This window comes from Streptomyces sp. NPDC047042 (assembly GCF_040644035.1).
Classification (GTDB): domain Bacteria; phylum Actinomycetota; class Actinomycetes; order Streptomycetales; family Streptomycetaceae; genus Streptomyces.
On record NZ_JBEYVP010000033.1, the window covers coordinates 119,633 to 131,662 of the forward strand.

Here is a 12,030-nt window from a genome sequence, read left to right on the forward strand (position 1 = left end):
GAGGGCAGAATGCGTCGGGTGAACACCGAGCGGGCTCAGCAGGACGTGTCGACGGGTTTCGGTGCCGTGGCGGGACGGGTGGCCCTGCCCGCCGGGGTGCTCGCGGCCGTCGCCGGGGCCTTCGCCTACGTCGGGACCGTTGACCCCAACGAACCCGGCCACTACCCCGTCTGCCCGCTCCTGCGCCTGACCGGCGTGTACTGCCCCGGCTGTGGCGGTCTGCGCAGCGCCTACGCCTTCGTGCACGGCGAGTGGACGACGGCCCTCGGGGCCAACGCCCTCGCCGTGGCCGGCTATCTCGCCTTCGCCGTCCTGTGGACCGTCTGGGTGGTCCGCGCGGCACGCGGACGGCCGATGCGGATCGATCTCGGGCCGGTGCAGGCGTGGAGCCTTGGAGCATTACTGCTGGTCTTCACCGTTGTCCGGAACCTGCCCTTCGGTGGCTGGCTCCACCCTTGATCAACAACGAATGTCCAGGTAGTGGGACCGGTGTCAACCGGATGTGAGGGGCATGCCCTCCTGCGGATACCATCGGAGTGACCAGCTTTGACAGTTTGTGCAGCTTCGATGCTGTGAATGGTTTGAACAGTCAATCGCCTACCGTCTGGAAGGGGGCCGCTCGCGTGAGTGTGCTCGACGAGATCATCGACGGAGTCCGTGCCGACCTCGCGGAACGGCAGGCGCGCGTCAGCCTCGACGAGCTCAAGGAGCGCGCGGCGAAGGCTCCGGCCGGCAAGGACGGGGTCGCCGCACTGCGCGGGGACGGCGTCAAGGTCATCTGCGAGGTCAAGCGCTCCAGCCCGTCCAAGGGCGCGCTGGCGGCCATCGCCGACCCGGCCGGCCTCGCGGCGGACTACGAGGCGGGCGGCGCGGCCGTCATCTCCGTCCTCACCGAACAGCGCCGCTTCGGCGGGTCGCTCGCGGACCTGGAGGCGGTGCGCGCCCGGGTGGACATCCCCGTGCTGCGCAAGGACTTCATCGTCACGTCCTACCAGCTGTGGGAGGCGCGGGCGTACGGGGCCGACCTGGCCCTGCTGATCGTCTCGGCCCTCGACCAGCCGGCCCTCGAGTCCCTCATCGAGCGCGCGGAGTCCATCGGACTCACCCCGCTCGTCGAGGTGCACGACGAGGACGAGGTCGAGCGGGCGGTGGACGCGGGGGCCCGGATCATCGGGGTCAACGCGCGCAACCTGAAGACCCTCGAGGTCGACCGCTCCACGTTCGAGCGGGTCGCCCCGGAGATCCCCGACCACATCGTCAAGATCGCCGAGTCCGGTATCCGCGGCCCGCACGATCTGATCGCGTACGCCAACGCGGGCGCCGACGCGGTGCTGGTCGGCGAGTCGCTGGTCACCGGGCGCGATCCCAAGTCGGCGGTGTCCGATCTGGTGGCGGCGGGGGAGCATCCCGCGCTGCGGCACGGGCGTAGCTGAACTCCGGCTAGAGTTGGCGCCGATGACACTCACCCTGACTCCCATGGACCGGTACGCCCGCCTTGCGCGTGGCTGCCGGCCTCGTGGTTGCCGCGCGCCGGCGCGGAGGGTGCATGGGCGGCGGGTTCGGTATGTCATCGGGGACGAGCCCGGACAGGTCAACGGTATGCGATGGCCCTGCGGGGCTTGGCAGTAGGGGTTGCGTTGTCGGCTGCGGGTTGGTTGTGGCTGGTCGCGCAGTTCCCCGCGCCCCTTTAGGGGCGCGTCTTTGGTGGCCCGAGTTTTCAGGCGCCGTTCTGCTCAGCCCTCTCACGCCTCCCATGTCCAGATCGACCCCGGGGCTTCGTGGCCCCTGGAGGTAGCAGTCCTATGTCCAGTGAGTTCTTCATTCCTGATCCGGTGGGTCAGGTTCCCAGCCTTGACGGGTACTTCGGTGCCTTTGGCGGCAAGTTCATTCCGGAGGCGCTTGTCGCCGCCGTGGACGAGGTCGCCGTCGAGTACGACAAGGCGAAGTCCGACCCGGAGTTCGCCCGTGAGCTCGACGATCTGCTCGTCCACTACACCGGGCGGCCCAGTTCCCTCACCGAGGTGCCCCGGTTCGCCGAGCACGCCGGGGGCGCCCGGGTCTTCCTCAAGCGGGAGGACCTGAACCACACCGGGTCCCACAAGATCAACAACGTGCTCGGGCAGGCCCTCCTCACCAAGAGGATGGGCAAGACCCGCGTCATCGCCGAGACCGGCGCCGGTCAGCACGGTGTCGCCACCGCCACCGCCTGTGCGCTGTTCGGTCTCGAGTGCACCATCTACATGGGCGAGATCGACACCCAGCGCCAGGCCCTCAACGTGGCCCGGATGCGCATGCTCGGCGCCGAGGTCATCGCCGTGAAGTCCGGCTCGCGCACCCTCAAGGACGCCATCAACGAGGCGTTCCGCGACTGGGTCGCCAACGTCGACCGCACGCACTACCTGTTCGGGACCGTGGCCGGGCCGCACCCCTTCCCGGCCATGGTGCGCGACTTCCACCGGGTCATCGGCGTCGAGGCCAGACGGCAGCTTCTGGAGCAGGCCGGGCGCCTGCCCGACGCCGCCGTCGCCTGTGTCGGCGGCGGATCCAACGCCATCGGCCTCTTCCACGCGTTCATCCCCGACGCCGACGTACGGCTCATCGGGTGCGAGCCCGCCGGGCACGGTGTCGAGACCGGTGAGCACGCGGCCACCCTCACCGCCGGCGAGCCCGGCATCCTGCACGGGTCGCGTTCGTACGTCCTGCAGGACGAGGAGGGGCAGATCACCGAGCCCTACTCCATCTCCGCCGGACTGGACTACCCGGGCATTGGGCCCGAGCACTCCTACCTCAAGGACAGCGGCCGCGCCGAGTACCGCGCGGTCACCGACGACGCCGCCATGCAGGCGCTGCGGCTGCTGTCCCGCACCGAGGGCATCATCCCGGCCATCGAGAGCGCGCACGCGCTGGCCGGTGCCCTCGAGGTCGGCAAGGAGCTGGGCAAGGACGGCCTGATCGTCGTCAACCTCTCCGGGCGCGGCGACAAGGACATGGACACCGCCGCCCGGTACTTCGGCCTGTACGACACCGACGCCGAGGTCGCCGCCAACGCGGCCGACACCGCCGAGATCGAGGGGGACGCCAAGTGAGCGGGAACATTCAGCTGCTGTCGGACACCCTCGCCGGCGCCAAGGCCGAGGGACGCTCCGCCCTCATCGCCTACCTCCCCGCCGGGTTCCCGACCGTCGACGGCGGGATCGACGCCATCAAGGCCGTGTTCGACGGCGGCGCCGACATCGTCGAGGTCGGGCTGCCGCACAGCGACCCGGTGCTCGACGGGCCGGTCATCCAGACCGCCGACGACATCGCCCTGCGCGGTGGCGTCAAGATCGCGGACGTGATGCGCACGGTCCGGGAGGCGTACGAGGCCACCGGGAAGCCCGTGCTCGTCATGACGTACTGGAACCCGATCGACCGCTACGGCGTCGAGCGGTTCACCGCCGAGCTGGCCGAGGCGGGCGGCGCCGGGTGCATCCTGCCCGACCTGCCCGTGCAGGAGTCGGCGCTGTGGAGGGAGCACGCCGAGAAGCACGGCCTCGCGACCGTGTTCGTGGTCGCGCCCAGCAGCCTGGACGGGCGGCTCGCCGAGATCACCGCGGCGGGCAGCGGGTTCGTGTACGCCGCCTCGCTGATGGGCGTCACGGGGACCCGTGCGTCGGTCGGCGCCCAGGCCGAGAAGCTGGTCGAGCGCACCCGGGCCACCGGTACGGACCTGCCGGTCTGTGTCGGGCTCGGTGTCTCCGACGCCGCGCAGGCCGCCGAGGTCGCCGGCTTCGCCGACGGTGTGATCGTCGGATCGGCCTTCGTGAAGCGGATGCTCGACGCGCCCGACCACGCGGCCGGTGTCGAGGCCGTGCGCGTACTCGCCGCCGACCTCGCGAAGGGCGTACGCGGCGCGGCGTGAGCCGCACGGCGTAAACGGGCGGGACATTTCGTACAGCTCGCCCGAACGGGTGGACCTGGGGCCGGGGAGACGCAATGCGTCTCCCCGGTTCGTTCTGCGGGTGTGAGCGAGAAGAATCGTGACGGAAAGCGCACCGCCCGCGAGCGGCTGGCGGTCGAGCGTGAGAAGCAGAAGTCCGCGGAGAAGCGGCGGCGGGTGCTGATCGTGGGCGCCAGTGTCGTCTGCGTGCTGGGACTCGCGGCGGTGATCGGCGTCGTCGCCGCGAACTCCGGCAAGGACAGCAAGAGCGACAGCGCCGGCCCGGTCGTGGCCCCCTCGGGCGCGCAGGGAAAGGACAGCCTCGCGGTCCCCGTGGGCGAGGAGAGCGCCAAGTCGACGCTCACCGTGTGGGAGGACTTCCGCTGTCCGGCCTGCCAGTCCTTCGAGACCAACTACCGCTCGACCATTCATGAGTTGACGGCCGCGGGCAAGCTGAAGGTGGAGTACCACCTGGCGACGATCATCGACGGCAACATGGGCGGCAGCGGCTCCCGCCACGCCGCGAACGCCGCCGCCTGCGCCCAGGACGCGGGCAAGTTCACCGCGTACCACGACGTCCTGTACGAGAACCAGCCGCAGGAGGCCGACGACGCCTTCGCCAAGGACAGCAAGCTCATCGAACTGGCGGCGAAGGTCGACGGCCTCGACACACCCGCGTTCCGCACGTGTGTCGAGGCCGGCACGCACAACAGCTGGGTCGTGAAGTCGAACGAGGCGTTCCGGACCGGTGGCTTCGGCGGCACGCCGACCGTGCTGCTCAACGGGAAGAACATCTACCAGGACCAGACGATGACGCCGGCGAAGCTGAAGCAGATGGTGGAGGCCGCCGACAAGGCGTAGGGCTTCCGGAGCCTCCGGGGCGGTGTCGTGAGCCGGACCGGAGGCGCCTCCCGTTATGGAGCCGTTGCCCGGGGCGGCTCACATCCGCCGCGTCCGTCAAGGTAGCGTCGGGACTGCCATGGAAATCGCCTACATTCCCAGTCCGTCGCGCGGGGTGCTGCACCTTGGACCCATTCCGCTGCGCGGCTACGCCTTCTGCATCATCATCGGTGTCTTCGTCGCGGTCTGGCTCGGCAACAAGCGCTGGCTCGCCCGCGGTGGCCGACCCGGCACGGTGGCCGACATCGCGGTCTGGGCCGTGCCCTTCGGCCTGGTCGGTGGCCGCCTCTACCACGTGATCACGGACTACGAGCTGTACTTCAGCGAGGGCCGCGACTGGGTGGACGCCTTCAAGATCTGGGAGGGCGGCCTCGGCATCTGGGGCGCGATCGCCCTCGGCGCGCTGGGCGCGTGGATCGGCTGCCGGCGCCGGGGCATCCCGCTGCCCGCGTGGGCCGACGCCCTCGCCCCCGGTATCGCCCTCGCGCAGGCATGCGGGCGATGGGGCAACTGGTTCAACCAGGAGCTGTACGGTCGGGAGACCACCGTCCCCTGGGCCCTGCACATCACCTCCTCGACGGACGGCCGGGTCCCGGGCTACTACCACCCGACGTTCCTGTACGAGTCCCTGTGGTGCGTCGGTGTCGCGCTGCTGGTCATCTGGGCCGACCGCCGCTTCACGCTGGGACACGGACGGGCGTTCGCGCTGTACGTCGCGAGCTACTGCGTGGGCCGCTTCTGGATCGAGTACCTGCGCGTCGACGACGCCCACCACATTCTGGGCATGCGGCTCAACAACTGGACCGCGATCGTCGTGTTCATCGCCGCGGTGGTCTACTTCGTGCTCTCGGCGAAGAAGCGGCCGGGCCGGGAGGAAGTCGTGGAGCCCAACGCGGAGGTCTCCGACGGTTCGGCGGTGGACGCTGCCGAAGGTGACGCCGACGACAAGGGTGACGCCGAATCGGTGGAGATGAAGGCCGAGGCCGACGCTGAGGCTGACGCCGACGCCGATACGGACGGTGAAGCCGGACCGGAGAGCAAGGCTGGCTCCGAGGACGGGGCCAAGGCCGAGGCCGGAGCGGAACCGACCAAGAAGAGCTGAGCGCAGGCCGTACGAGATCGAGGGCGCCCCCGGACACCGGGGGCGCCCTCGATCGTTGTCGGGGTCAGGGGCGGTCGCGACCGGCCAGGGACAGGGTTCTGCGGGCCGCCGCGACCACCGCCGCGTCGATGAAGCGGCCGTCGGGGAGGGCCTGGGCGCCCTCGTCCGTCGCCGCGGCCTTGACGATCTGCTCGGCCTCCTCGATCTCCTCCGGGGTGGGGAGGTACGCGCGTTCGATGACCGGGAGCTGGCGGGGATGGATGGCCGCCCGGCCCAGGAAGCCCAGGGCGCGGCCGTGGGCGCAGGACGCGGCCAGGGTGTCCAGGTCCCGGGTGTCCGGGTGGACCGACTGGGGCGGCGGGGCGAGCCCGGCCGCCCGTGCGGCCACGACGACCCGGGAGCGGCACCAGTCGAGGCCCGCGTCTCCTCGTACCCCCAGATCGGCCCGGAGGTCGGCCTCGCCGAGCGCGATGCCCCGCAGGGCGGGGTGGGCGGTCGCGATGGCGAAGGCGTGTTCGATGCCGAGGGCGGTCTCGAGGAGGGCGTGGAGTGGGGGAAGGGGGTGCGCCTCCTCGGGTGCGCGGCGGGTGGCCACGCGGACGACGTCCTGCGGAGCCGTGACCTTCGGGAGCCGTAGGCCCGAGACGCCGGGGAGGGCTTCGAGGGCCTGGAGGTCGGAGCCGGCCAGCGGGCCGTCCAGGGCGTTGATCCGGACGTGGACCGGGACCGGCTGGGGGTGCGCGAGCCGCTCGGCGGTGGCTGTGCGGGCGTACTCCTTGCGGTCCTGGGCGACCGCGTCCTCCAGGTCGACCACGACCACGTCGGCGCCGGAGGAGAGGGCCTTGGACACCACCTCGGGGCGGTCACCGGGGACGTACAGCCAGGTCAGAGGGACGGCCGTCACAGGGCTCCCTCGGTTCGCAGGGCGTCGATGTCGGGGCCGGTCAGGCCAAGTTCGGTGAGGACGGCGGTGGTGTCCGCGCCGTGCGGGCGGCCCGCCCAGCGGATCGCGCCGGGGGTGGCGGACAGCCGGAAGAGGACGTTCTGCATACGGATCGGGCCGAGGTCGGGGTCGTCGACCGTGGTGATGGTGCCGAGGGCCTGGTACTGCGGGTCGGTCATCACCTCCCGTACGTCCTGGATGGGGGCCACCGCCGCTTCCGCCTTCTCGAAGGCCGCGAGGACCTCGGAGTGGGAGTGGCGGGCGATCCACGCGCCCACCGCCTCGTCGAGGACGTCCGCGTGCCGGGCGCGGTCGGCCCCGGTGGCGAACCAGGGCTCGTCGATCAGCTCCGGACGGCCGACCAGGCGCATCACGCGCTCGGCGATCGACTGGGCCGAGGTCGACACGGCGACCCAGGTGCCGTCGGCCGTGAGATAGGTGTTGCGGGGCGCGTTGTTCTGCGAGCGGTTGCCGGTGCGGGGCTGGACGTGGCCCAACTGGTCGTACCAGAGCGGCTGCGGGCCGAGGACGCCCAGGATCGGCTCGATGATCGCCATGTCGACGACCTGCCCCTCGCCGGTGCGGTCGCGGGCCGACAGGGCCGTCATGACCGCGTACGCCGTCGCCAGGCCCGCGATCGAGTCGGCGAGGCCGAAGGGCGGGAGCGTCGGGGGCGCGTCCGGTTCGCCGGTGATCGCGGCGAAGCCGCTCATCGCCTCGGCGAGGGTGCCGAAGCCGGGGCGGTGGGCGTACGGGCCGAACTGGCCGAAGGCGGTGACCCGGGCGAGGACCAGGCGCGGGTTGACGGCGGACAGCTCCGGCCAGCCCAGCTCCCATTTCTCCAGGGTGCCCGGGCGGAAGTTCTCGATGACGACGTCGGCGGTGCCGGCGAGCCGGAGAAGGGTGCGTCGGCCGCCGGGGCGGGAGAGGTCGAGGGTCATCGTGCGCTTGTTGCGGCCCAGCATCTTCCACCAGAGGCCGTGGCCGTCCTTGGACGGGCCGTGGCCCCGGGAGGGGTCGGGCTTCGCCGGATGCTCGATCTTGATCACCTCGGCGCCGAAGTCACCGAGCATCGTCGCGGCGAGCGGGCCGGCGAAGAGGGTGGCCAGGTCGAGGACGCGGAGGCCCGTGAGGGGGGCTGCGGGGGTGGAGGGTGAGGTGGGGGTGGGTGTCATGGGTGGGGAGTCTCCAACTGGGTGAGGGAGCTGGTCAGTTGGGCGAGGGTGTCGAAGCCTGTGCCGTTGAAGTCCCCGACGGAGGTGGTGAGTCGGTTCTTCAGGGGGCTGGTCCAGCGGTCGGGGAGGGCGGCGGGGGAGCCCGCGAGGAGCGCGGCGATGCTTCCGGCGGTCGCGCCGTTGGAGTCGGTGTCCCAACCGCCGGACACGGCACGGCAGATGGAGCCCGTGAAGTCGCCGTCGGCGTGGGTGAGGGCCGCGGCGATCAGGGCGGTGTTGGGGATGGCGTGGACCCAGTGGTAGGTGGACGCGTGGGTGGCGTGGAGTTCGTCGACGACGGTGGTGAAGTCGCGGTGGGATGCGGCCAGTTGGATGCCGTGAGTGACGGCCTTGGCGAGACGTGAGCGTGGCGGGACCACGGTCAGGCCGGTGCGCAGACAGCTGTGGATGTCGTGGGTGCCGGTGGCGGCCCGGGCGATGGTGGCCGCCGTGAACATCGCCGCGTAGACGCCGTTGGCGGTGTGGGTGAGGGTCGCGTCGCGATACGCCTGTTCGGCGGCGGTGGCCGGGTCGCCGGGGTTGGTCCAGCCGTGGACGTCGGCGCGGATCAGGGCGCCGATCCATTCGCGGAACGGATTGCGATGGCGGGCGGTGAACGGGGGTTCGAGGCCGGAGAGGAGGTTTCGGTAGGCGATGCGTTCGGCCGTGAAGGTGCGGCCTGCGGGGAGTTCGTCGAGCCAGAGTTTCGCTACGTCCGTGGTGGTGAAGTGGGGGCCGTGGCGTTGGAGCAGGAGGAGGTTGAGGAGGGGGTAGTTGAGGTCGTCGTCCTCGGGCATGCCGTCGATGTTCTCCGCGAGGGAGGTTGTCGCCGAGCGGCGGTTCCAGGGGTGGGTTTTGGTCAGCTCCTCGGGGAGGCCTCTGGCGGTGAACCAGGTGTTCAGGGGCCAGTTGCCGGTGGACTGGGCGAGTTGGCGGATGGCGGTGAGGGGGAGTTTTTCGACGGGTTTGCCGAGGAGGCAGCCTGCGGCTCTGCCCAGCCAGGCTGCTTCGAGGCGGAGCCGGAGTCGAGCCGGCGTCGGGGCCGGCGTCGAGGGTGGTGTCGGGGGTGGCGTCGAGGGTGGGTCGCTCGACGGCGCTTGCCGGGTGCCGCCTGCGCCCACCCGTGCCGCCCCAGCGGCACGACTGCCCGCAGGCGCAGCCGGCTGGGTGGGCCAGTTGGGGCAGAGGGTGCGAATTTGGGGGAGGGGGGTTGGTTCGTTGTCTGTCAGGCTGCTGGGGAGGTCTGCCAGTTCGTCAAGGAGGTCTTCTGCCAGCAGTCGCAGGTAGCGGGAGACCTTGGCGGATGACGCGCCCGCACTGGGCGGGGCCTCCGGGCCGCCCGCCGCTCGCCAGCGGGCGGCGATTCTGCCGGGCTCGCGGCCGTCCTGGGCCGCCTGGCGCAGCTCATGGCCGATCAGGTCCTCCGGCTGGACCCAGGTCAGTCGGAGCATCCCGGGCTCCTGAGCTGGGCGAACGCCCTCTCGTGGGAACGACGTCGGTCGACGTCCCGTTCGAAGATCTCCCGCGTCACCTCGGTCAGCGTCCGGGCCGGTTCCCACAGGTCGAGGCGGCTCGCCTCGGCGACCGTCTTCGACCAGTCGGACGGCACCTCGGAGCCCAGCGCGCCGGCGAGCGCCCCGGCCATCGTGGCGATCGAGTCGCAGTCACGGCCGTAGTTCACCGAACCCAGCACCGCGTGCCGGTAGTCGCCGCCCGACACCACCAACATGCCCAGTGCCACCGGGAGTTCCTCGATCGCGTGCAGCCGCGACGGGCGGCGGGCGCCCAGCGACGGGCTGCGGTAGTCCGCGCCGACCGTGTCGTACGGAGCCACCGCCTCCCGCAGTGGCCGAAGCGCCGACTCGAAGTCCGAGTAGCGGGACGCCACTTCGCACACTGTCTCGATCGCCGCCCGAGTGCCGTCCTTGGCCAGGGAGAGGCATGCGCCGATCACCGAGTCGGGGGTCGCGCCCGGGACACACGCCGCCGACACCGCCGCCGCGAAGACCGCCGCCGCCTCCCTGCCGTACGAGGACTGGTGGGCGCCCGCGACATCGGCGGCCTCGGTGTACGCGCCCGCCGGGTTGGCCGCGTTGACCAGGCCGACCGGGGCCATGTACATCGCCGCACCGCAGTTGACGATGTTGCCCACGCCCGCCTCGCGGGGGTCGATGTGCCCGTAGTGGAGCCGGGCCACGAGCCATTTCTCCGCCAGGAAGACGCGTTGGAGGGGGAGCGCCTCGGCCTCCAGCTCGGGGATCCAGCGCGGGTTCGTCATCAGGTCCGGGACCAGGTGGTCGGCGATCGCGTACGCGTCCAGGTGGTCGCGGACCTGCGCGTACACCCGTACCAGCGCATGGGTCATCAAGGTGTCGTCGGTGACGTGGCCGTCGCCCTTGTGGTACGGGGCGATCGGGCGGGCGGTGCGCCAGGCGTCGCCGTTCCAGGGGCCGACGATGCCGTGGACGCGGCCCGCGTGGCGTTCGAGGATCTGCTCCGGGGTGTAGCCCTCGACGGGTCCGCCGAGCGCGTCGCCGACGGCCGCGCCGACCAGGGCGCCGGTGATCCGCTCGTCCAGGCCCGCCAGTTGGGCTTCCGCTCGGCCGCCACCTTGTTGGCTTTCTTCTGTTTTGGGTGTCATGTCGCGAATCATCCTCCAGGGGTGACCCGTTGTGTCGCTTCCAGCAGTTCGGCGAGTTCCACGAGGTCGGTGCCGGTGAGCCGGGGCAGGGCGCAGCCGGAGAGGGTGCGGCAGGCGTCGCGCCAGGCCGCCGGGATCGCGGCGCCGCCGCCGAGCGCGCCGGTGAGGGCGCCCGCGAGGGCGGGTGCCGAGTCCGCCACCCGTGACAGACACGCCGCCGCCGGGACCGCCTCGGCGAGCCGGCCGTGTGCGGCGGTGGCCAGCGCGAGGGCGACCGGGACGGTCTCGGCCGCGGCGATGCCGTAGCTGTAGACGTGGTCCACGATCTGGTGCTCCAGGAGCGGGACCAGGGCGAACGCGCTGTCCGTGTCGTGGGCGAGCTTCAGCGCGTGGCGGGTGTTGCGGCCGATCTCGGTGGACTCCGGGAGTTCCGCCAGCGCGGCCGTCACGCAGGCCTCGACCTCCTCGCCGACCAGGGCGAGCGAGAGCGCCGCCGCCATCGCGCGGGCGCCGTGCACGCCGTCGCCGTCCTGGGTGTAGCGGGCGTCGAACTCCGCCAGTTCGGCGGCGAGTCGGGGGTCGCCCGGGTGGGCCGCCGCCAGTACACAGGCCCGTACGCAGGCCGCGTCGTCGAAGAAGTGGGGGTTGTCGTGGCCGGTGGCGGGTGGGCGCAGGCCGGCGGCGAGGTTGCCGAGGCCGGCCCGTACGGAGATACGGGCGCGCAGGGGGAGTACCGCCGACTCCACCTCGGGGGCGCGTTCCGCGGCGGCCGCCACCTCGCTGGCGACCGCGTTCCAGGACAGGTCGATGGCGGCTCGCGCCCGGCGTTCCCTGCTGAGGTCGCCCAGGACGCCGTCGTCGCCTGCCCGTAGCAGGGCCTCGGCCGCGAAGGCCGCCCACTCGGCGTCGTCGGAGGGGCCGAGGCGGAGGGGTTCCGGGGGCTGGTTGAGGGCGATGGGGACGGGGAGGGTGGTGGTCGCGTTCTGTTCGGCGAAGGTGTCGAGTTCGCGGGTGAGGCGGCGGGTCCAGTCGGGCATGCGGGCGGCTCTGTGGCGGGCGGCGGGCCATCCGGCGGCGTCGCCTGCGGCTAGGCCTAGCAGTAGGCCCTCGATGCGGTTGGTGGTCATGGGTGGACCTCGGCTTCGGGGTGGGGGGTGGGTTTTCTCGCCCCCGCCGCCCCTACCCGTCCCATCCCGGGGGGGGGGGGGGGGCCGCCCCCCCCCCCGCGCCCCCCCCCCCCCCCCCCGGGCCGCCCGCCCCCCCCCCCGACGGACGCGGCGGGCGGGCGGGCGCGCCGCGCCCGCCCGCGCC

Annotated in this window: 11 protein-coding genes; 6 read left to right on the forward strand and 5 right to left on the reverse strand. The window is 72.0% G+C overall.

Annotated features, from left to right (window positions below; translation table 11 throughout):
* Positions 1-9: 9 nt before the first annotated feature.
* The 6 genes from ABZ855_RS33870 (at position 10) to lgt (ending at position 5,921) form a co-directional block, all read left to right on the forward strand.
* Positions 10-459, forward strand: coding sequence for a DUF2752 domain-containing protein (locus tag ABZ855_RS33870; protein ID WP_360813344.1), 450 nt, complete (start codon positions 10-12; stop codon positions 457-459).
* Positions 460-623: 164 nt separating this feature from the next.
* Positions 624-1,433, forward strand: coding sequence for an indole-3-glycerol phosphate synthase TrpC (gene trpC, locus ABZ855_RS33875; RefSeq protein ID WP_360813345.1), 810 nt, complete (start codon positions 624-626; stop codon positions 1,431-1,433).
* 369 nt (positions 1,434-1,802) lie between these two features.
* The gene (gene trpB / locus ABZ855_RS33880) at positions 1,803-3,086 is read left to right on the forward strand and encodes a tryptophan synthase subunit beta (RefSeq protein WP_360813346.1); all 1,284 of its coding nucleotides are present in this window, start codon (positions 1,803-1,805) and stop codon (positions 3,084-3,086) included.
* Entirely contained in the window at positions 3,083-3,901 is an 819-nt protein-coding gene (gene trpA / locus ABZ855_RS33885) for a tryptophan synthase subunit alpha (protein WP_360813347.1), read from the forward strand. Before trpB ends, trpA begins: the two co-directional genes overlap by 4 nt.
* Before the next feature lie 102 nt (positions 3,902-4,003).
* On the forward strand, positions 4,004-4,780 hold the full coding sequence (locus ABZ855_RS33890) for a thioredoxin domain-containing protein (RefSeq protein ID WP_360813348.1): 777 nt from the start codon (positions 4,004-4,006) through the stop codon (positions 4,778-4,780).
* Between the two features lie 118 nt (positions 4,781-4,898).
* Positions 4,899-5,921 (forward strand): prolipoprotein diacylglyceryl transferase, encoded by a 1,023-nt coding sequence (gene lgt / locus ABZ855_RS33895; protein WP_360813349.1) that lies wholly within the window; start codon positions 4,899-4,901, stop codon positions 5,919-5,921.
* Positions 5,922-5,985: 64 nt separating this feature from the next.
* On the opposite strand, the gene ABZ855_RS33900 is transcribed toward lgt, so the two are convergent.
* From ABZ855_RS33900 to ABZ855_RS33920, 5 genes are read right to left on the reverse strand one after another with little or no spacing between them, the layout of a single operon-like run.
* Positions 5,986-6,825 (reverse strand): CoA ester lyase, encoded by an 840-nt coding sequence (locus tag ABZ855_RS33900; RefSeq protein ID WP_360813350.1) that lies wholly within the window; start codon positions 6,823-6,825, stop codon positions 5,986-5,988.
* Positions 6,822-8,039, reverse strand: a complete 1,218-nt coding sequence (locus ABZ855_RS33905) for a CoA transferase (protein WP_360813351.1) — start codon at positions 8,037-8,039, stop codon at positions 6,822-6,824. The genes ABZ855_RS33900 and ABZ855_RS33905 overlap by 4 nt, the downstream gene beginning before the upstream one ends.
* Entirely contained in the window at positions 8,036-9,529 is a 1,494-nt protein-coding gene (locus tag ABZ855_RS33910) for an ADP-ribosylglycohydrolase family protein (RefSeq protein ID WP_360813352.1), read from the reverse strand. The genes ABZ855_RS33905 and ABZ855_RS33910 overlap by 4 nt, the downstream gene beginning before the upstream one ends.
* Positions 9,517-10,719, reverse strand: coding sequence for an ADP-ribosylglycohydrolase family protein (locus ABZ855_RS33915; protein WP_360813353.1), 1,203 nt, complete (start codon positions 10,717-10,719; stop codon positions 9,517-9,519). The genes ABZ855_RS33910 and ABZ855_RS33915 overlap by 13 nt, the downstream gene beginning before the upstream one ends.
* An 8-nt stretch (positions 10,720-10,727) precedes the next feature.
* Positions 10,728-11,846 (reverse strand): ADP-ribosylglycohydrolase family protein, encoded by a 1,119-nt coding sequence (locus ABZ855_RS33920; protein ID WP_360813354.1) that lies wholly within the window; start codon positions 11,844-11,846, stop codon positions 10,728-10,730.
* Between the last annotated feature and the right edge of the window lie 184 nt (positions 11,847-12,030).